We start from the raw sequence: 24,144 nt of genomic DNA, 5'->3' as shown, positions 1-24,144 counted from the left end.
ATGGAGAACGGCTCTGGAGTAACTTGCGAACACAGGAGTATGACTCTCGCCTTTTTAATAAAAAACGCCGCTGAGTGCCAGGCCAGCGGCGTTTTACACTTGATCACTTACATTTTGTCAAACTTCGTGTCGCCAGCAAACGATCCTATTGACAGTTGTTCTTCAAGAACAAGTCCGTGATGATGCCGTTCTTCAATCCTTTTGATAATAGATCGAATTGCATCCGTATTTTCTTCGATATTGTGAGGTTCAAAGATCGTCACGTGATCTCCTTTTAATTTGTACTCAAGATAATGCTGTGCTGTTGATTGTGTCCAGCCCCTATCATCGGTTACATCGCCGCATAGCAAATGATGGATGTTGGCGTTAACGGCGCCGGAATTGATCAGTTCATTGTGATACGCTAGATAGCCTCTGATTTTATCCTTAATCGAAGGAATGGTTAATATTTCTCTGTAGTAGTCCGGAATAATGTCCATATTCAGATGGACGATCTCTTGGATTTCCTCTTCCGATAAATGAGTTACCGAATCGGTGATTTTAGAATCCAGCATAATCACATCAGATACGGTGCGCCCCCGCTTTTCTAAGGCTTTGGCAACCTCAAAAGCCAAATTCGATCCGGAAGAGTAACCAAGCAGAACAAAAGGCCCTTGTTCTTGAATGCTTATCATGCTTTCTGCATACCGGTCAACGATCTCTTTCCCATGAGACGGCTCTTCTAAGAAATCAGCGGCATAGATGGTGCTGACGCCGTCAAGTCTTTTCGCCATTTCATTATAAACGAGTCCATACCCGATTAAAGGCGGGAAACAGAACACAGGGATTGAATCTTCCTGATTCAGCTTGACGAATACGTTATCCGTCTCGGATTCGAAAACGGCCGCTTGAATGGCGCGTGCCATTGTTTCGATGGTAGGAAAATCGTATACGGCTTGATAATGCATGTTGATTCCCATACTGGCGTTAATTTGATGAATGAGCTGCAATACTTTAAGTGAATGGCCGCCAACGTCAAAGAAGTGATCTTTAATCCCGGGGTCAGGCAGAGCTAAAATATCCTTCCATATATCGGCCAGCTGCTTTTCAATTAACGTTCCTGGCGCTGCGTATTCGGTTCCGGTAAGCCTATTTCCCTCAGGAGCCGGCAACGCTTTTCGATCGATTTTTCCATTAGCGGTTATCGGCATATTCTCTACTTGTACAAAATAAGCCGGAATCATATACGTAGGCAGATTGTTCAGCAAATGACGCTTCAGCTGCGCCGTATTTAATGACTCGTCTCCTGACAAGTAAGCGCACAGCTGTTTTGAGCCCTCTTTTTCAATCGCGATGACGACCGCTTCTTTGACAGCATCGAGTTGTAGTAAAGATGCTTCGATCTCGCCGAGTTCTATCCGGTAGCCTCGGATTTTCACTTGATGATCAATTCTTCCCAAATACTCGATATTGCCGTCAGGCAGCCATCTTGCCAAGTCGCCTGTACGGTACATCAGCTTCCCTGCTTCATATGGGTGAGCTGCAAACTTCTCAGCCGTCAGCTCCGGGCGGTTCAAATAGCCCCGTGCGAGCCCGTCTCCGGCGATACACAGCTCTCCTGCCACACCGAGCGGTTGAAAATATTCCGATTCGGGGTGTACGATATACAATTGAATGTTGGAAATCGGTTTACCTATCGGAACTGAGTTAAGCGTTTCTCCCGCTTCGCATTCAAAATACGATACATCGATCGTCGCTTCGGTCGGCCCGTATAAATTGATGATTTGAGCCTCACCCGCCGGTGTGATCAAGCGATGAAACCCCGCAACGTGCGCAGGCGTCAAAGCCTCGCCGCTTGCAAATACATATTTTAATGATGCCAGCTTTCTCTTTAATTCCTCGTCGGATTTTTGCTCCATGGACTCAAGAAAAGCATGCAGCATCGCAGGCACAAAATGCATAATGGTGACATTTTTCTGCGCAATCGTATCTAAGATGACGTCAGGGTTCTTTTCTCCTCCGTTTGGAAGCAATACCGCTTTAGAACCAGTCATCGACCACCAGAACAATTCCCACACCGATACATCAAAGGTGATTGGGGTTTTTTGCAGAATGACATCCTGCTTATCCAGCGGGTAATGTTTCTGCATCCAAACGAGACGGTTGATTACGGATCGGTGTTCCACCATAACCCCTTTCGGTCGGCCTGTTGATCCCGAAGTATAGATAACATAAGCTAAGTGATTCGGTCCGGCAGTCTGTTTCAAGTTTGAACCATCTTCCCAAGAGAATCGCGGATCTTCCAGGTCAAGCACTTTTCCCGTAAAAGGCACGCTTTTCCTCAAGTGACTCTGTACTAACAACAGCTTCGGATCCGAATCCTCCAATATATAGTGAATCCGTTCTTCCGGATAGCTCGGATCGATCGGCACATACGCGCCGCCGGCTTTTAAGATTCCGAAGAGTCCTACGATCATTTCCAAGGAACGTTCGGCCATAATCCCGACCGGCTGATCCGGCTGCACGCCTTCTGATTGCAATGTCCGGGCAAGTTGATTGGCTCTTTCATTCAGTTCCCGGTATGTCAGCTGGCTTTCCCCGTATACGACAGCCGTTTGATCAGGCGTACGCTGTGCTTGTTCCTCAAACAATTTATGAAGCGTCTTTTCCTTTGGATAATCTGCTTCCGTATCATTAAATGCCTCTATAAGGAGCGAACGTTCATCCCCCGTAAGTATATCCAAGTCTTGGACGCGAATCGCCTGACTGTTCACCATCTGCTTAATGATTTGCATAAAATGCCCTTCCATCCGCTTGACACTTGCATGATCATAGACGTTGCTATTGTATACAAAATGAATGTCGATTTCTCCCGCGGGCATGACAATGAAATTGAAATCGTAATGGGTATGCTCTTCCATATGGAAATTGATAATGTCCAGTGCGTCACGATTCGGTTTCATATGCTCCATTTGTTTCTCGACCGGATAATTTTCAAATACCATGATATGACTGATCAGCTGCTGCTTTTGTTCAGTTTGAGCCTGAATTTCATATAACGGAAATGTATCATACCCTTGAGAAGCCAATGCCTGCTCCTGGCTCATTTTCAACACTTGTTCCACAGTCATTCCAGGCTGAGCGGTAATACGGACGGGAATGGTGTTGATAAATAAGCCGACCATGGACTCGATACCCGGAATTTCTGCCGGGCGGCCGGATACAACCGACCCGAAAACGACATCCTGACTGTTGTTGTACCTTTGCAGCAATAGTCCCCACGCACTTTGAATGAACGTATTCACGGTGACGTGATGCTTGCTTGCAGTCTGTCTGATTTCTTCTGACAGCTGTTTTCCGAGCCGGCATGCAAGCCTTTGTTTTTGATATCCCTTGGCTTGGTTTGAGACAGGTTCTTTCAGTAAAACAGTTTGTCCTTCATAACCGTCCAAATATTTTTGCCAATAGGCTGAAGCGTGCTTATGATCCTGGTCTTCCAGCCATTCGATATATCGGCTGTACGGGGTGACGACTTCCCGCTCCGCTTTTCTTCTATCAAGAATCGCATAATAGGTTTCAAATACTTCATTCGTAATAAGAGGCAGACACCAGCCATCCATTAAAATATGATGGAAGCTCCATATCAATCGGACTTGGTCATCCTCTGTACGAAGGATTGATACGCGCATTAATGCATCTTGGGTAAGGTCGAATCCTCTTGCCTTATCTTTTTGTACAAAGCCGGCAATGAACTCGTTTCGTTGTTTATTCTTCATGCTTCGAATATCTTCAACAGTTATTTCGATCGTTTTTTTTCGGAATACGATCTGCAAAGGCTGATCTTTCCATTCCGTATAAAAATGAGTCCGGAGAATCTCATGTCTTTCCGCCAGCTGCGACAAACTCATTGTAAATGCCTTGATATCCAAGTCGCCTTTGAGATCAAAAACGGCTTGTTCAAAGTAAGCTCTGGAAGCCGAATCGATTAAACTATGGAACAGCATACCTTTCTGCATGGGAGTTAAAGGATATATATTTTCAATCTCGCCGATATGCTGTGTTTGCTGAACAAATTGATCTAATTCCTCGATTCTTATGTCCTTCAGTGAGATATCGCTTGGCGTCAGGTGAATGTCTTCTTGAGCTGCGCAATGTTCGATGACTTCTTTTAGGCTGTTCTTTAAGAGAGCTGCACATGTTTCCATCGTTTCTCTTCGATATTGTTTACCGCTGTAACTGATGGCCAATGACAGCCGGCCGTCTGAGATCATGCCGTTAATGTCAAGCGTATAGGCAATGGGATGTCTGTCGCTTGCAATTTTCCCTCCGGAGTAAGGAGATACTTCGATTCCTCCATTTTCGAAATCTTGATCAAATTGTCCGAGGTAATTGAAGCTGATTTCCGGATGTCCGGTCCATTCTGATGCCTTCGGATGATCGGACGAATATTTCATCAGGCCATATCCTATTCCTTTTTGGGGAATCTGACGCAGCTGTTCTTTCACCGTCCTAATCCGCTGGGAGATGTCCCGGTCTGCCTGGATTTGAAAAGAAACCGGGTATTGGGTTGTGAACCAGCCCACTGTACGTGAAATATCAACGTCTTGAAAAATAGATTCCCTGCCGTGTCCTTCCAGATGAACATGAATTTCTTCATGCCCCGTCCAGCGATGAACAGCCATTCCGAGTCCGGTCAGCAATAAATCATTAATGTCAGTCGTATAGGCCCGGTTCGATTTTTTTAATAAATGCTCGGTTTCTTCCTCTGTCCATTGGACGATGATCGTTTCCCGGTCTTCGGCCAGACCGGTCTCCTGCTCATTATCCTTTGGCAATTTGTGTTGCGAGATATGTTTCTGCTCAAGCCAATATTGATTTTCTGCTTCAAATTCCGGAGTTTCTGCATAATGTTTCAATCGTTCAGCCCATAACAGATAGGAATCCGTCTTCTTAGGGAGCGTGAGCGTTTCTCCGTTTTGGAGCTGCTCATAAGCTGACGTTATATCCTCAAGTAAAATCCTCCACGATACGCCATCTACAACCAGATGATGAATCGCAATCAGCAAATGATCGCCATCCTGACATTGAAACAATCCCAGTTTCATGAGCGGTCCATCGGCTAAATGGATGGATTGCTGAATGTCATTTGCTATCGTTTCTATCGTTTCGGCAGGGTTGTTTTCTTCGAGTAAAGAGAACACGTCGAGGCTGAATAATTCTCCTTCACTGATCCCGCGGGTTCTGGCTTCGTATTCATGATCTCCCTGAACATAGACCATGCGCAAAGCATCGTGATGCTCGGCAATCTTCTTCATGACTTTCTGAAGCTTCGATTCGTCCAAACCCCCTTTAAAATAAAGCATGACAGATTGATTATAATGATGCGGATCAGGGTATTGCCGGGCGAAAAACCAATGCTGAATCGGCGTCAATAAGGTACGGCCTTTGATCTCCCCTTGTTCTGCGATTCGGGTAATGGGCTCAATAAAAGGAGCAAGCCCGGAGATCGTCGGGTGTTTGAACAAGTGTTTGATGTCAAGCTTATACCCGGCTTGATATAAGCTTGAGGTCACCTGAATCGACTTAATCGAATCTCCTCCCAGCTCAAAGAAATGATCATCGATTCCGACCTGTTCTGCGCCTAATACCGATTCCCACACCCCGGCCAGTATTTTTTCCAGTTTTGTCCGCGGAGCTGTATAAGGATTTCCAGTGAGATTTCTCGTTGGAGCAGGCAGAGCCTGACGATCTATTTTTCCGTTGGAAGTAAGCGGCATCGCATCCAGCTGTACAAAATAAGCAGGGATCATATAGGACGGAAGTTGCCGGGACAGGCGCTCCCGAATTTCGCCTGCGGTTAAAGAATGCTGTGCGGTATAATAGGCGCACAAGGATGTTTCCCCGTTGGTTTCTTGTGCCGTAACGAGAGCTTCTTGAATCGGCGGTATTTGGAAAAATGCGGATTCGACTTCCCCGATTTCAATGCGGTAACCGCGGATTTTCACCTGGTGGTCGATCCGGCCTAAATATTCAATATTTCCATCCGGGAGCCGCCTTGCTAAATCTCCCGTCCGGTACATTTTCACCTCTGGCACAAAGGGGTGCTGCAAAAATCTTTCTGCTGTTAATTCCGCTCTGTTCAAGTATCCTCTGGCGATGCCGTCCCCGCTGATATAGATTTCTCCCGGAACGCCGGCCGGCACCGGCTTCATGCTCTTATCCAGCACGAAAATGTTCATGTTGTCCGCGGCGGTTCCGATCGGCACTGATTCCCGTCTGTCGTTTTGCGGATCAAAGGAATAAATCATACAGCCGACGACTGTCTCTGTAGGCCCGTATTCGTTAAAAATTTCGATTTTTCCGCCGAATTTCCCGCTGATGCTACGGGCGAGCCGCATGCTTAAATTGTCACCGCCGACAATCAATTTCCGAATGGTGCACTCAGCAGGGATATTCATCTCTTTCAATAACTGCAAGTGCGCCGGGGTCAGCTTGATAATATCCGTCCTTGAATCCTGAATAATGCAATCAAGCAAGGCAGCACTGTTTTCTCCTCCGTAGACAATAATGGAATTTCCTGTAATGAGCGGAGTGAAAACAGACGTTATCGTCAGATCAAAAGCGATGGACGAATATAGGGGAAAGTTGGTTTTTTCCCCTTTGACATAGACCCGGCGGGCCCACCAAATATAATTGGTTAAGCCCTGATGCTCAATTGCCACTCCTTTAGGCTTGCCTGTGGAGCCTGACGTATAAATGACATAAGCCAAATCCTTCGTATTGCTGATCAGTTCCAGGTCAGAGCCGTCTTCGTGGTAAGAGCTTTCCTGATCGAGGAAAACCATTGTGCCCGCAAGTTCCAACTGTTTTTGAAGATGGCTCTGCGTCAGGATGATATCAGCTTGGGAGTCTTCTACTATATACTGTATGCGATGCTTCGGATAATCCGGATCAATTGGCACATAGGCCCCTCCCGCTTTTAAAACGGCCAGTATTCCCACGACCAGTTCGATCTCATGCTCGCAAATAATCGCAGTGAGCCGGTCCGTCTTTACCCCCTTTTTCCTTAACGTTCGGGCTAATTGATTGGCACGTTCATTGAGCTGACGATATGTGAATTGCTTTTCTCCGTAAATAACGGCTGCTTGATCCGGTGTTCGTTTCATCTGTTCTTCGAATAACTGATAAACCGTCTTATCCCGCGGATATTCAGTTTTCGCAGTTTGAATGTCAACGAGAAGTGTATGTGTCTCCGATTCTGGCAAAATATCCACTTGGCCGAGGGGGAGGTCAGGCTGAAATAATATGACAGAAAATAGCCGGTTTAAATGTCCGAGCACCTGCATCATATACTGACGGTCATAGACTTGTTCATTAAAACATAATTTTAGGTCAATCAAGTCTTCACCCATAGCAAACTGAAATAAAGCATCTGCAGCAGCCGTTTCTATGAAACCATCAGAATGAATTTGCTCTAGTGAAACAACTGTATGGATGATCGGCAAATGATTTGCATTGTAGTTCAGCCTCAGCTGTCCGGCCATTTTATCAAAGGGAACGTCCTGATATAAGATCGCTTCGTCCAGCGTATGTTTCAATTCATGGAAAATTGATTTAAACGTACTGCCGGAATTGATATGCTGTTTGATTAACATGAGCTGGTCTGAACGAAGATCTTCATCAGTTTCGTCTTCAAAGGTTGGAACCCCTGTAATCACTCCCTCATCCCCCGTGTATTTGTATAAAAGGGATTCAATTCCGACCAGGAGAACCAGATAGACGGCCATTGGCGTTTGGTTCGTCATGGTCAGAATGCGCCGTGATACCTCCGCACTCAATGAACTGTGAATACAGTCAGATCCGCTTGTTATATCACGCTTTACTGTTGAGTCGGACACTTGAAACGAAGGGAATGCACCGGGACGGTCTTCCGTGTGAAACATTCGGCCCCAGAACAACTCCTGTTGTTTGAATTCTGACATTCATATCCCTCCAGTTGGTTTCATTCCTGTTTTCAGGCAGCTGGCGGCAGCCGCGGCATTTATGCCGGGACAGCCGCTGCCCCCGTGATTAGAAATCCAATTCGATTGTGCTTGCGAGATGTTTACTTTTGTTTACTTTTTCGCTTAATTGAATGTCTTTTAAAGGAATGGATGGGTTTCTCATAATCGCCGAAAGGATCATGACGTAATCCTTGGCCAATACAGCAATGGTTTTCTTTTTAAACAGTTTTGTACAGTAATCAAAACTGCCCTGAATCTCATCTTGATCTATTAAGAAGTTCAGCTGTAAATCAAACTTGGCTGCCGTCTCTGTTTGTTCATAAGGCCTGACTGCGAGAGAGTCCACTTCAATATCCGTTTGTTCCGTATTTTGCAGGACAAACATCGTATCAAACAATGGATTGCGGCTTAAGTCCCGTTTTACACCCAGTTTTTCAACTAATTCTTCAAAAGGATACTCTTGATGTTCAAAAGCCTTCAGCATGGTTTCTTTCGTTTCCGTTATATAATCCAAAAATGTCTTTTCCGCCATCGGAGCGGTGCGGATGGCTAATGTATTGACAAACATTCCGATAATGGGTTCCAAATCCGCATGCGGTCTCCCCGCAATAGGTGTGCCGACGACGATATCACCCTGACCGCTGTATTTAGCCAGCAGTATGGAATAGGCCGAGAACAAAATCATGTAAGCGGTCGTCCCGGTCAATTCTTCCAGCTGCTTTATCCCTTGGGTGACAGTCTTATCGAGCGTAAAATTGTGCCTTTTCCCATCAAAGCTTCTAACCGGCGGTCTCGCAAAATCTTTCGGCAGCTCAAATGAAGGCAGCTCTTCATGAAATACACCAAGCCAATACCCTTCCTGCTTCTTGATTCGTTCTCTTTGCTCTTTTTGATGTTTCCATTCCGTAAAGTCTTTGTACTGAATACGGAGCGGAGCTAACTCTTTGCCGTCATACAATTGAATCAGTTCTTCGACAAAAATATTCATGGAGGCGCCGTCCGTGATGATGTGGTGCATGTCAAACATGAAAATATGCAGGTCTTGTTCTAACTCGATGAGTCCGGCCCTGAGTAATGGAGCCTGGCTGAGATCGAACGGCCGCACGAAGGTGCGGAAACATTCCTCAACCTCGTCAGCTGTTGCCTTGTATCTTTCCATCGAAAACTCCGCTTGCGGTTTGATCACCTGCACCGGTTCTCCGCGGACCAGCTCAAAACCGGTACGCAGTGATTCATGACGCTGGATCAGTCTTTGGAAAGCGGTTTGCAAGCGATTTATGTCGAGTTTTCCTTCTAATGTAAGGATTCCCGGCATATTGTAGCTCAGTTCTCCGCCTTCTATTTGTGTTGACAGGTAAACCATCTTCTGCACGGAAGATACAGGATAGACATCTTTTGCTTTGGCTTTCGGAATGTAATCCGGCCCGTTGGTTTCAGCTCCTGCAATTGCCTTTGCCATTTCCTCAACTGTCGGACATTGAAAGACCTCTCTTAATGAAATGTTTTTGCTGAATTGCTTATGAATTTTGGCGATGAGCGTCATCCCCCGCAACGAGTGGCCGCCCAAATCGAAAAAGTTATCTTTTACACCTATTTCTTTTACCTTCAAAACGTCTTGCCAGATGCATATCAGCTGCTCTTCCATATTCGTCCGCGGAGCAACGTAGTCGGTTCCCGTTTGTAAACCTGCTTCAGGCATCGGTAATGCTCTTCGATTTACTTTTCCATTGCCGGTTAGCGGCAGTTTCTCAAGCTGGATGAAGTATGAAGGGATCATGTATCCCGGTATTTGGCCAGCAAGTTTTTCTTTCAGCTGACTGATCGAGAGTGATTGCTCCGCTGTAAAATAGGCATATAAATCGATTTGGCCATCGGTATTTTCTTTTGATAGGACAACTGCTTCCTGTACGTGCTTGAGAAGAGCGGCCTCCACCTCACCGAGTTCAATCCGGTAACCGCGGATTTTGACCTGGTGGTCTCTCCTTCCCGCATATTCAATGTTTCCGTCAGGAAGGTAACGGGCCAGATCGCCTGTTTTATACATCCGCTGATTCGAGTCATATGGGTGCGGAACAAAAGTTTCGAGTGTCAAAGGCTCCCTGTTATGATAGCCTCTGGCAAGGCTCGCTCCTGAAATACAAAGTTCACCGACGATTCCGACAGGCTGAAGCGTTCCGGCTTCATTCAAAATGAAAATCTCCGTATTTGAAATCGGTTTGCCGATCGGCTGAAGCTCCTGATCTGTATCAGGATCGACGGTATACATGGTCACAACATGCGTCTCCGACGGGCCATAATGATTATGCAATGTGACTTGATGGCGTGCCAGCATGTCACGCAGCATACTTGTTACGATGAGCTGTTCTCCCGCAGCGATGATGTGATCCACGCACGCGGCAAACGGTTCGAAATATTGTTTCTCTGAGGCAAGGAGCTTAAGGAACGCTGTCGGGAGGAATGCTGTTTGTATCCCGTGCGTTCTGACAAAATCATTGAGCTGACGTATGTCACGTTTTGCCTCATTGCCGATGATAAAGAGTGTTCCTCCGCTTGAAAGCGCGGAGAACATTTCTTGATAGCAGACATCAAAGCTCATCGCGGCAAATTGCAGCACTCTGTCAAAGCGAAGCTGCGTATGATCCTGCTCATAAGCGAGCAGATTCGTCATCGTCTTGTGCTCCAACTGAACTCCTTTCGGCTGCCCCGTTGTGCCTGACGTGTAAATAACATACATTAAATCATTTTCCGAGCAGGAAAGATTAAGATTGTCTGCTCTGCCTTGATATATCATCGGATCATCAAGCTGAAGCACTTCTCCTTCAAAGCGCGGCGGAATAGCGTGGCCTGCACAAGTCAAAAGCACATCGGCGCCGCTGTCTTTCAGCATAAAAGCCCGCCGTTTTTCGGGAAGCTCCGGATCAATAGGAAGAAATGCTGCGCCGGCCTTTAATATGGCTAAAATGCCGATGATCATATGTGCTGAGCGATCCGTGAGAACGGCAACAACCTGATCAGTGCAGGCCCCCTTATCTTGAAGGATGCGCGCCAGCTGATTGGAACGCTCATTCAGCTGACGATAAGTCAGTGTCTGAATTCCAAACATGACGGCTTCATGATCCGGGTTAAGCTCAGCCTGCTGCTCAAAAAGCTGATGAATCGTTGTCGGAATTCGTTTTTCCGCAACTGCAGTATCGTTAAAGAGTTGCTGAATGTCTCCTTCCTCTTCCTTGGTCATCATATTCAGACGAGCCAGCTCGGCATCAGGCTGTTTAATAATCGAATCAATCAGCTGCACAAAATGCCCCATCATGCGTTTGATCGTTTCCGGTTTAAACAGAGCCGTCAAGTATTCCATTGTGAACTGAATACCCGACTCTTCTTCCACCGCCGTTAAGGTTAAATCAAATTTAGCCATCGTATGTTCGCTTGGATATGGTTTGAAAGTGACGTCATTTATCTCTAACTGTTCCTGCTCCGTGTTTTGAAGCACAAACATGGTGTCAAACAATGGATTACGGCTCAAGTCTCTGGCGATATTCAGTTGATCGATCAGCGCTTCGAACGGATAATCTTGATGCTCATAAGCTTTTAATGCATTCTCCTTCACCTCGGACAGATACTGAGAGAACGTCTTCCCTTTTTCAGGGTAATTTCTCATGGCCAATGTATTCACAAACATTCCGATAATCGGTTCCAAATCGGCGTGCGGTCTTCCCGCTATAGGACTGCCGACAATTATGTCTTCCTGGCCGCTGTATTTTGAAAGCAATAATGTATAAGACGCAAGGAGCACCATATATAAAGTCGATTCAGTTTGGGATGCCAGCTGCTTTAACCCGGCGCTTTTTTGCTTATCAAGCGTAAACTGCATTGTGGCTCCCGCAAAATCCCGTGCCGACGGCCGGATATAATCGGTCGGCAGATGAAGGACAGGAACGTCGCCGCTGTACAGCTCTAACCAATAGGCTTCTTGATTTTGGATCTGTTTTAACCGCGCTTCGCCGGTCTGCCATACTGCGTAGTCCTTGTACTGGATGCGCAAAGGCGGTAATGTTTCTCCTTCATAAATGCGGATAAATTCTTTAATCAATACACTCATGGATGTTCCGTCAGAAATAATATGGTGCATATCAAACATCAGAATTCCGCGGTCAGGTTGAAGTTCAATCAGCCCCACGCGAAGCAGCGGCGGCTCATCCAGATGAAATGGACGAATAAATTTGCGGATATAAAGGTCCGCATCATTTTCTTCTGCCTGATACCACTCTGCTTCGAACTTTGCGTGATCTAAGACATACTGAACGGGTTCTCCGTCAGCCATTTTAAAACCGGTGCGCAAAGATTCATGGCGCAAAATCAGCGTGCGGAAGGCTTGCTGCAGCTTGTCACGGTCAAGCTTGCCTTCGACAGCCATCAGTCCCAGCATGTTGTAACTGAGTTCTCCGCCTTCCAAGTGATTCAGGATGTACAACCGTTTTTGTGCTGAGGATACCGGATAATAAGGTCTTTTTTCAATTGCAGGAATCGCAGCATATCCGGTCAGCTCCGTCTTCGTGATCGTCTGTGCGAGCTGTTCAATGGTTGGGAGACGGAAGACGTCCCGCAAAGGAATTTGGACATGCAATTGCTTTTGTATTTTTGCAATCAGCGCCGTTGCCCGCAGGGAGTGTCCGCCGATCTCAAAAAAGTGATCTCTGATCCCCACCTGCTCTAATCCGAGGACATCTTCCCAAATTGCTGTCAGCTGGATTTCTGCCGAAGTTTGCGGCGGGACGTACTCTATGCCGCCGTCACGCTTTTTGACCGGAGCCGGCAATAACTGGCGATTCAACTTCCCGTTTGGCGTCAGCGGCATCTTATCCAACTGCACAAATTGAGCCGGGATCATATATCCCGGTAAATGCCGGGCCATTCTTTCGCGAAGTTCACTGATCTGTATTGTCTTATCCGCAGCAAAGTATCCGCACAAGTAATATTCATCATCTGCATCTTTAAGGGCAGCTGCGGCGGCTTCTTGAATATCAGGAACGTTAAGCATCACCGATTCGATTTCACCGAGTTCAATCCGAAAACCTTGAATTTTCACCTGATGATCAATCCGGCCGATATATTCAATATTTCCATCCGGCAGAAGGCGGGCCAGATCACCGGTTCTGTACATTCGGTCCTCCGGTACAAACGGATCGGCAACAAATTTTTCGTCCGTCAGTTCCGGCAGGTTCAAGTAACCCCGCCCGACACCGTCCCCTGCAATATACAGCTCGCCTTGGACGCCCGCCGGCTGCAGCCGTTTTTTTGAATCAAGAATGTACATGCGGTTTCTGCCTAACGGCTTGCCTATAGGGACATAGTTTTGGCTGCGTGCCCACGCATTGGAAGAACATTCAATGTTGAACAGAGACGCGTCTACGCAAGTCTCCGTAGGCCCATATACATTGGTAATCCCAGGTGAAGCGCCATGATCGCCGAATAATTGCATGAGCTTATTTACCGTCGTTTTGGAAAGTGCCTCTCCTCCGATTAAAAGATGCTGAAGCGGAACTCCCTGCAAATCACCTGCAGCTATCAAAAGCTTTAAGTGGGCAGGTGTTCCGTCGGTGATGTCAATCGAATGCTGCCGATAATAACGGCATAAGGCAGCACCGTCTGACACAATCTCTTTCGGAACAATAAACAAGGTATGTCCTGACAGCAAGGAAGCATACATTTGCTGAACAGAAGCATCGAAATAATATGGAGCGAGCATGGCTACATTCAGCTCCGCATCGTAGGCAGAGTAAATTTGGCGTCGAAGTCCTTCAATCAGGTGAATGACCTGGCGATGTTCAATTAACGTGCCTTTAGGCTTGCCTGTCGTACCGGAAGTATAAATGGCATAGGCCAGTTGACTGGACTGATAAGAGAGTGCAAGACTGCTGTCTTTTTGGTGATAGAAATGTTCCTCCATGAGATCGATACATGTTCCTGAGAAGCCGATGTCATCCTGCAGCTTCCCGCGGTAAAGCAATACGCTGATGCTTGAATCATTTAAAATATAACTGATGCGTTCAGACGGAGAATCAGGATCTATCGGCAAATATGCGCCGCCCGCTTTTAAAACTCCCAAGATGCCTACAATCATCTCAAGCGAGCGTTCAGTCATAATACCGACAAGCTTATCGTTCCGCACACCTTTTGCCTGCAAGGTTCGCGCAAGCTGATTGGCACGCCGGTTCAGTTCTCCGTAGGTGAGTTGTGTACCCTCGAATACAACCGCTGTATTGTCTGGAGTACGATGCGCCTGTTCCTCAAACAGCTCATGTATCGTTTGTTCAAGCGGGTAATGCATGTCATTAGACTGAAAGCGGCTGAGCAAATGTTCTTTTTCTTGCCTAGAGAGAAGCTCCAATTCTTCTATTTTGACAGACGGCTGCTGTAATACTTGCTGCATGAGCTGTTCAAAATGTCCGCAGATCCGCTCCACTTCTGATTTTTCATATTCGTTTTCATTAAAACCGAAATGAACGGCCAGCTGTTTGCCAGGTATGACAACCACATTCAAATCATAGTGGGAGTGTTCCAGCATATGAAAATTCGTAATGTTCAGCTCCGTACTATGATGTCCCGTCTCTTCGACCTGCTGACCGATCGGATAGTTTTCAAAAATCATGATATGGTCAATCAGGTTCTGCTTTTGTTCCGTTTGGGCCTGAATTTCGTATAAAGGATAGGTATCGTATGATTGGGAAGCCAGAGCGTTTTGTTGAACCATTTGCACCGTATCAGCAAAAGTGCTGTCCTCATCGCAGCGGATGCGAACCGGAATGGTATTGATGAACAGACCGATCATCTGTTCCACATCAGGAATTTCCGCCGGTCTTCCCGACACGACACTGCCGAAGACAACGTCTGCGGACCCGCTGTATTTCTGTAATAAAACTCCCCATAACGTTTGGATCAACGTATTTAATGTAACCTGATGCTGATTTGCGATCTGCTGTAATTGTTTTGTCTGTTCGTGATCAAATCGGCAGGTCACATTGGCATAGGCGTATTCTTTTTGTTCATGCTGCTCTATTTTATGAAGAAGCGTGGTTTCACCTTTATATCCTTCGAGATACCCGCTCCAGTACCGCTTTGCCGCTCCCTGATCTTGGCGGTCAAGCCACTCGATATAGTTGCTGTAAGGAGCTGCCGATGACGGTTCTGGTTCCCTGCCTTCTTGTAAGGCGCGATAATGATCAAACACTTCCTTCGTGATAAGAGACAGGCACCAGCCATCCATCACAATATGATGGAAGCTCCAAATCAAATGATATTTGCGGTCTTCCATACGGAAAATCGCTATGCGCATCAGCGGATCCCGAGCCAAGTCAAATCCTTTTGCCTTATCTTCTCTTTGATAGGCTGCGATTGCATCCTCTCTCAGGTGCTCCTCTATATCACGCAAATCTGCAAAATGAATTTGCGGTGTTTGCGTTTTATAGACAATTTGTAAAGGAGTATCGTTCCAGCCGCTGTAAAAACGGGTTCTGAGCACGGCGTATGTTTCAAATAATCGTTCAAGGCTTGCTTTAAACCAATCAATCTTTAATTCTCCCTGCAAATCGAACGATGCTTGTTCAAAATAAGAACTTGAGGCCTCGTCCAGCAGGCTGTGGAAGAGCATTCCTTTCTGCATCGGAGTGAGCGGATACACGTTTTCAACCTCACCTGCATGCGGCAGTTGAATGAGGAGCTGATCCAATTCGTCAATCGACATGCCTTTTAACAAAATATCGCTTGGCGTCAGTTCCGATTGTTCTCTATGGACGCAATGCGTAATGATTGTCCGCAGGCGGCTTTGAATCGTTTCCGATAACCGCATGATCGTTTCTTTTGCGTACTGTTTGCTGCTGTAGCTGATCGTAAGCTTCAGCCGGCCGTCGGTGATCATTCCGTTTATATTCAATACATACGGTCTTTCTTGATTTCCGCTAGAGTCTGAACCGCAAGAATAAGAAGATAATTGAACCCCATGCTGCTGTAAATCTTGGTCAAACTGTCCCAGGTAGTTAAAGCTGATCTCAGGATTGAGTTTCGATGGCATTCCGCCGCTTAAGTACCTTGCTATTCCATATCCGATCCCTTTATGCGGAATTTGGCGCAATCCTTCTTTGGTCGTCTTGATATAATCAGAGATCTCTTTGCCCGGCTGCGCGTGCAGCACAACCGGATACAGACTTGTAAACCATCCGACCGTGCGGGAGATATCTATATCTTGTATAATCTGTTCTCGGCCGTGTCCCTCTAAATGAATCGGAATTTGTTTCAGTCCTGACCAATGCGATATGGAAAGACCGAGAGAAGTTAAGAGCAAATCGTTTATTTCCGTGTTATAAGCGCGATTCGCTTGTTTTAATAGCAGCTCCGTTTCCTCTTTCGTCCATTCCACAGTTGCTGTTTCACTGTCTTTTGCAGTTGTATGGGTTTCATGAAAATCTTTAGGCAGCGGTTTGACTTCGGTTCGTTCGATCTTTGTCCAATATTCCTGTTCCTGTTTTATGGTTTCACTTTGCGCATATTCTGAAAGTCTCTTAGCCCATAATTGGAAGGAATCTGTTTTTTGCGGCAGTTGAATCACTCGCCCGTTCTCGGCTTGCTTGTAGCCGCTAACGATATCTTCCAGTAAAATGCGCCATGAAATCCCGTCTATAATCAAATGATGGATGGCGATGAGCAGATGATCTCCATTTGCGCATTGAAACAACCCGGCTTTCATTAACGGCCCATCACTTAAACGCATACTGCTTTGTATCTCATCAGCTTTGGCTTCAATTGTCCGTCCCGGATCGGAATCTTCTTTCAGATTCAGGACTTCTAAGCGGTACAGTCCGCTTTGGGCGATTTCTTCATTCTGTGCCTCGCAGCCATTTTCCGTAGTCCGGAACGTCATGCGGAGCGCATCGTGATGTTCAGCAAGTTTTTGTAGGGTTTGACGAAGCTGCGTTTCCTGAAAACCTTCCGGCGCATACAGCATGACGGCTTGATTATAATAATGCTGATCTGTCGTTATTTGTTCGAAAAACCAATGCTGAATAGGAGTCAGGCTGACTTTTCCTTTGACCTCACCTTGATCGGCTATACGCAGATTCTGCTTGATATGCGGACTCAATTCTGCAATTGTTGCATATTGAAACAAGTCTTTGATTTCCATTTTGTATCCTTGCTGATTTAATCTGGAGGATACTTGAATGGATTTAATGGAATCTCCGCCAAGGTCAAAGAAATTATCAAGAATACTGACGTTTTCAGCGCCTAATACCGATTCCCAGGCAGAAACTAATATTTCTTCCGCTTTTGTTCGGGGAGCTTTATACTCTGCTCGGTCCTGCAGCTCGAAATCCGGAGCCGGCAGCCCTTTTTTGTTTATTTTTCCGTTAGAAGTTAAAGGCATTTCATCAAGCTCGATAAAATAAGCCGGAACCATATAACTTGCAAGGGTATGAGACAATTGTTTCCGGAGCCGGGCAGCCGTTGTTTGCCCGCCGCTTACGTAATATGCACACAATTGTTTAAACCCGTGGACATCCTCTCTGGCTGTAACGACAGCTTCCTTGATCGCTTCTTCTTGAAGCAGTGCCGCCTCGATCTCGCCTAATTCGATACGATAGCCTCTGATTTTCACTTGTTCATCTATTCTGCCCGCATATTCAATGTTTCCGTCCGCCAGCCACTTCGCCAAATCTCCGGTCTTATACATCTTCGCTCCGGGTTCAAACGGGTCATCGACAAATTTCTCTGCCGTTAATTCAGGACGGTTCAAATATCCTCTTGCCACACCGGCGCCGCTGATATAGATTTCTCCCGGCACTCCGATCGGCGCGGGTTTCATATTCTCATCAAGAACGTAAATGCTCGTGTTTGCCGCAGCGGTTCCGATCGGTACCGATTCCCGTCTGTCCTTTACGGCATCATAACGGTAAATCATGCAGCCGACAACGGTTTCCGTCGGTCCGTACTCATTGCATATTTCAACCCGGCCTTCGAACTGTTCATGAATGCTGCGGGCTAACCGGGTGCTTAAGTTTTCCCCGCCCACAATCATTCTTCGGACAGCCGTTTGATCGGCAATGTTCATTTCTTTCAAAACCTGCAAATGGGCCGGAGTCAATTTAATGATATCCACCCTCGGGTCCCGCACAATCGATTCAAGCAGAGCTGTTTTATCTTCTCCGTCATAGACGATGATTGCATTTCCTGTGACAAGCGGCGTGAAAATAGAAGTCACCGTCAGATCAAAAGAAATTGACGAATACAATGGGAAGTTGGCTTTCTCGCCTTTTACATAAACCTCTTTCGCCCACCAAATATAATTGGTCAAGCCTTGGTGCTCGATTAGTACGCCTTTCGGCCGGCCTGTGGAACCTGACGTATAAATGACATATGCCAAATGGCTCACATCATTTATCGGAGCAAGGTCAGAGCCATCTTGGTGATAAGAACTTTCATCATCAAGTAAAACCGTGACGCCTTCATAGGCAAGCTGTTTCCTGACGTCCCGCTGCATTAAAACGATTCCGGCTTGGGAGTCATCCAGCATATACCGTATGCGGTCTTGCGGATATTCCGGATCTATAGGGACATAGGCTCCCCCTGATTTTAAAACGGCAAGGATTCCGACCACCGATTCGATGCTGTTTCTCGTGATGATGGCTACAGGCTGATCCGTCTGGACTCCTTTCGCTCTTAACGTTCGCGCGAGTCGGTTGGCCCGCTTATTGAGCTCTCCGTACGTGAGCTGCCTGTCCTTATCAATGACGGCTGCTTGATCGGGCGTACGCTGCGATTGCTCTTCAAATAATTGATGAACCGGCGTCTGCGGAAACGGCGCGGCCGTGTCGTTAAGCGTCTGCAGAAGGGTTCTTCTTTCGCCTTCCGTTAACAATTCCGCTTGATCCACCCGGATATCCGCATTTGTCACGACTTGTTGCAGGATTTGCATGAAATGTTCCCGAACCCGCTCTATGCTTGCCCGATCATACACATTTGCATTGTATTCAAAAGAGATGGTCATCTCGTCGCCCGGTATAACGGTCAAATTAAAATCGTAGTTGGTCTGTTCTTCCATTTGCACGTTGGAGATCGTGATGGATGTTCCGTTCTGGCGGCCTATACTTTCCATATACTGATCAACCGGATAATTTTCGAATATCATTAAATGTGTAATTAAATCTTGTTTTTGCGTTGTGCGCGCTTGAATATCGTACAGCGGGTGCGTCTCAAATTGTTGAGACGCTACAGCCCTTTCCTGCGCCTCTTTCATAAGCTCGGCCAACGTTGTCCCGGCTTCGCACCGGAACCGGACGGGAATGGTGTTAATGAATAAGCCGATCATGGTTTCCACGTTTGGAATTCCAGCAGGTCTTCCGGATACAACACTTCCAAACACAACGTCCCGGCTGCGGTTATATTTCTGCAGCAAAACCGCCCATGCCGTCTGCAGCAGCGTATTCAGCGTGACATGATGCTCGCCTGCCGTCCGCTTCATTTTCGAAGTGAGATCGGAGCTTATGTCACACGTCACTTTTTCAGGAACGTATCGTCCGTCTTCCGCTGCATGATGATCCTTAGGAAGGCCGGTTTGCTCCTCATATCCCTCCAAGTACTGATCCCAATAAGCCGTGGCCTCTTTCGCATCTTGCCGGCCGAGCCATTCAATATATTGACTGTACGGAGTAATTGATGATTGTTCAGGCTGCTTTTGCTGAAGCAAGGCAAAGTAATTCTCGAATATTTCTTTTGTAATCAGCGGCAGGCACCAGCCGTCCATCAAAATATGGTGGAAGCTCCAGATAAAACGGTATGTCTTTTCATCCGTACGAAGGATGAATAGCCGCATTAAAGCACCTTTTTCTAAGTCGAACCCCCGCATCTTATCTTCTCTGGCATACTGCTGAATCATCGCTTCTTTTTGTGATTCCTTCATCTCTCGTAAGTCATTGAATTGAAAACCGATTTTTTTCGTTTTGAATATGATTTGGAGCGGCTGATCCTTCCAGCCTCTGTAAAAATTCGTGCGGAAAATATCATATTTTTGCGATAAGCCGTCCAAGCTTTTTGAAAATGAATCAATCTCCAGATCTCCATGCAGATCAAACATCGTTTGCTGAAAATAAGCACCTGAATTCGGATCAAATAAGCTGTGAAACAGCATGCCCTTCTGCATCGGCGTTAATGGATAAATATTTTCCGCTTCGCCTAATTCACGCGTCTGCTCCAAAAGCTGTTCCAGTTCGTCGATTGAGATATCTTTTAACAGGATGTCACTTGGTGTGAGAGAAGTCTGCTGCCGGCTTACGCAATGCGCAATGACTTCTTGCAAACTTTCTTTCAACCCTTGGGCAAATTGCGCCATAGTAGATCTTTCGTATTGTTTGCTGCTGTAGCTCAGTGTCAGTGATAATGTCCCTTCGGCAATCATGCCGTTCAAATCAAGCACGGCCGTTCTCTCTTGGTTTTCGTTCATCGATAACCCTGTGGAATATGGCGATATGTGCAAAGCCTGATGCTTCAGGTTTTGGTCAAATTGTCCCAAATAGTTAAACGATATCTCCGGATTCAGCTGCAGGCTGTCGGCTTCCGGATGCCCGGATATATATTTGATGATGCTGTAATTCATTCCTTTATCAGGGATGCGGCGCAGCCCTTCTTTCACGATCTTGATCCGCTGCGACAGGTTTTTTCCGGCTTCCATTCTCAGGACGACAGGGTACTGGCTTGTGAACCATCCTATCGTGCGGGAAATGTCAGCATCCCGAATAATCGGTTCTCTCCCGTGGCCTTCCAAATTCACGACAATGTCTTCCGTGCCTGTCCACTTGTGAACGGCCAACCCTAACGAAGTCAGCAGCAGATCGTTGATATCCGTGTTGTAGGCGCGGTTCGCTTGTTTTAATAATTGCTCCGTTTCCTCTTTTGTCCATTGAATCGTCACTTCTTCGCTGTCTCTTAATAACGATCCTTCGCTGATAGTGTCTTTAGGCAATGGCTGAGGCTTTATGCTTGAAAGCTCAGTCCAATACGCAATCTCCTCTTCCATATCGGTTTCCGCCGCATACTTGGACAATTGATCGGCCCAGAATGGAAACGAATCTGTTTTTTGCGGGAGCTGGATCGTTTGTCCGCGTTCTGCCTGCTCATAACCGCTTGCAAAATCCTCGAGCAAAATACGCCAGGATACTCCGTCAATCAGCAAATGATGAATTGCAATCAGCAAATGATCTCCGTCCGGACATTGGAACAAACCGAGCTTCATCAATGGCCCTTTGTCTAATACCATACTGCTTTGAATCTCATTCGCTTTATCGGCAATCGCTTGAGCCGGATCGGTTTCCCCTTTATAATTCATCACTTCCAGATGGTATAGTTCACTTTCATCCGTTCCTGTAATTCGCGGAGCGTATCCATCCGGCGTTTTTTCAAAAATCATCCTCAAGGCATCGTGATGCGACGCGATCTGTTCTATCGTCCGGCGAAGCGGAGCCTCTTTAAAGCATTCCGCCGAATATAACATGACGGCCTGATTGTAATGGTGTGCATGCGGCATGTTTTGTTCAAAAAACCAATGCTGTATCGGGGTCAGCTTGGTTCCGCCATTCACTTCTCCTTGATCAGCCACCCTGCTGACCGGCGCTACAAACTGACTAAGTTCAGCAATCGAGGGGTGTTTAAACAAATGCTTCATATCAACCTTGTATCCGGCTTGATACAATCTGGATGATACCTGAATTGATTTAATCGAATCTCCGCCAAAATCAAAGAAATTATCCAAAATTCCTATACGTTCTGCCCCTAATACTTCTTGCCAGATGGACGCCAGCAGTTCTTCTATTGTGTTCCGCGGGGCTATGTATTCGTATTCCGCCCGCGTATTTTCGTCAGCAGCAGGCAAAGCTTTCAGATCAATCTTCCCATTGGAAGTGAGCGGAATGCGTTCCAAAGGGATAAAGCGGGAGGGAATCATATAATTGGGCAGTTCCCGGGATAATTCTTTTCTGAACTGCGCTGCTGTCAAAGAAGGCTCGCCGACATAATAGGCATACAATTGTTTGGCTCCGTCTGCGTCTTCCCGCGCGACGACTGCGGCTTCATGAACGTTTTCCAGATTGAACATGGCTGCCTCTACCTCGCCGATCTCAATCCGGTAGCCGCGAATTTTTACTTGATGATCAATCCGCCCTAAATATTCGATTCTTCCATCCGGCAGCCATCTGGCGAGATCCCCCGTTTTATACATCTTTTGACCAGGAACATGCAGATGCTCCACAAATTTTTCCTCCGTCAATTCAGGGCGATTGAGGTAGCCGCGGGCCACTCCCGCTCCTCCGACATACAGCTCTCCCGGTACGCCGATCGGCTGGATTTGATGGTGCGCTCCTAAAATATAAGCTTGATGGTTGGCCACCGGGCTGCCGATTGTGATCTGTTCATCAGCGGACTGAACAGGGTGAAATGTAGATACCACGCTGTTTTCTGTCGGTCCGTATTCATTATTGATCCGAATGCGAGGCTGCAGAGAATGCAGCTTCTCAACTGTATCTGTTTCCAGCTGCTCACCGCCTACAACAACATGCTGAACATGGATGAAGTCCTCTGCATTCATCTGTTCGATCATCGTTTTCAGAAGACGGGGAGAAGTTGAGAAATGAGTAATTCTCTCTTGTTTTATGGCATTTTGAATGGCGAAAGTTTCTTTATTCTCTTCATTAGGCAATAGGTGCAAAGTTGCCCCCGAGATGAGCGGGCCGAAGAAATTTAAAATGAACGCATCAAAAACATACGGGTACAAGACAAGCACGCGATCCGCCGGAGAATGCTTAAAAAACGCCTTCTTCCATTGGAGCGAATTCACAATGCCGCCGTGTTCAACCATGACTCCTTTCGGCTTTCCTGTTGTACCCGACGTATAAATGACATAGGCTAAATGGCTGTGTCCCGCTGCTGGTGATAACAATGAGCTATCGGCATGGTATGATGTTTCATCATTCAAATCAATCACCGGGCCGTCAAAGGTGAGACTGTTTTTTAAATGACGCTGAACAAGGAGAACGTCTGCATCCGCATCATGAAGCAAATATTGAAGCCGCTCTTTTGGATATTCAGGATCCAGGGGCACATAAGCGCCCCCTGCCTTCCAAACGGCTATAATGGATACGATCATCTCTAATGAACGATCAGCGAGAATGGCGACTAACGTATCGGGTTGAACCCCGCAATTACGCAATGTTCTTGCCAAACGGTTCGCCTTCTCATTCAGTTCCCTGTACGTCAAATGGTCGTTTTTAAACTTGACGGCCGCATGCTCAGGCGTTCTTTCTGCTTGCTCTTCAAATAATTGATAGACTGTTCTGCTCCCGGAGAAATCTCTGACGGTGTCGTTAAAATCAAACAATAGCTTCTGTTTTTCCGCTTCCGGTAAGATCTCTGCCGTATGGATCGCGGCTTGAGGCTGAAACAGGATCACAGACAGCAGCTGATCCAAATGGGATACAATTTGATTGATATAGCGCTCATCGTACAGATTGCCGTTATAAAAAAGCTTCAAATGAACCCCGTTGTTCTCCAAATCAAAGTGAAACAGCGTATCGGCTGCAGTATCTTCTTTAAATTGCAAGGAATGAATTTCGTTAAGCGAAACGACGGTATGAATCAACGGCAGATGCTCGTCATTGTATTGCACGCTCAGATGCTGAACCATTTTTCTAAACGGCAGGTTTTGATTTTTCAGAGAATCATTAACGGCTTCTTTCAGCTGCCCGAATACGGTTTTAAATGTACTCTCGTTTGAAAGCGTATTTTTTAAGAGGACAATGTTGTTAACGGCTGACTGGCCGGCTTTTTGCTTCGATACCGTCGGAATGCCAAGAATCAGGCTCGTTTGATCCGTATATTTATATAACAAGCATTCAATACCCGCCAATAAAATCAGATAGGCCGCCATATCGGAATGATTCGCCATTGTCATGATTCTTTGAGATACTTCCGGAGATAAGGAACGGCAGATGCATTTTTCCTGGTAGCCGGTACGGGCAAACGACGCTTTATCCGCTGCTTTAAAGTAAGGGAATGCGCTTAGTCCGTCTTCTTCATCAAACAGGTTTTCCCAGTACGTTTCTTGGTTTTTAAATACCGACATTGGAGC

General features: G+C 46.4%; 2 protein-coding genes. Both read right to left on the bottom strand.

Annotation, left to right across the window (positions count from 1 at the left end):
• Positions 1-107: 107 nt before the first annotated feature.
• Positions 108-7,961, bottom strand: coding sequence for a non-ribosomal peptide synthetase (locus tag C5I45_RS10310; RefSeq protein WP_107994380.1), 7,854 nt, complete (start codon positions 7,959-7,961; stop codon positions 108-110).
• An 88-nt stretch (positions 7,962-8,049) separates the two neighbouring features.
• A complete protein-coding gene (locus C5I45_RS10305) occupies positions 8,050-24,138 on the bottom strand; it encodes a non-ribosomal peptide synthetase (RefSeq protein ID WP_107994379.1) in 16,089 nt (5,362 codons plus the stop codon).
• Positions 24,139-24,144: the final 6 nt, after the last annotated feature.

Origin of the sequence: Bacillus sp. ZY-1-1, assembly GCF_003047165.1 — a bacterium.
Lineage (GTDB): Bacteria > Bacillota > Bacilli > Bacillales > Bacillaceae > Bacillus > Bacillus velezensis.
Note: the sequence above shows the minus strand (reverse complement) of the source record. Positions and strands in the feature narration are given on the sequence as shown.

Coding starts and splice junctions, on each gene's coding strand:
- C5I45_RS10305 (WP_107994379.1), bottom strand. CDS start 24,138: ATGTCGGTATTTAAAAACCAAGAAACGTACTGGGAAAACCTGTTTGAT.
- C5I45_RS10310 (WP_107994380.1), bottom strand. CDS start 7,961: ATGTCAGAATTCAAACAACAGGAGTTGTTCTGGGGCCGAATGTTTCAC.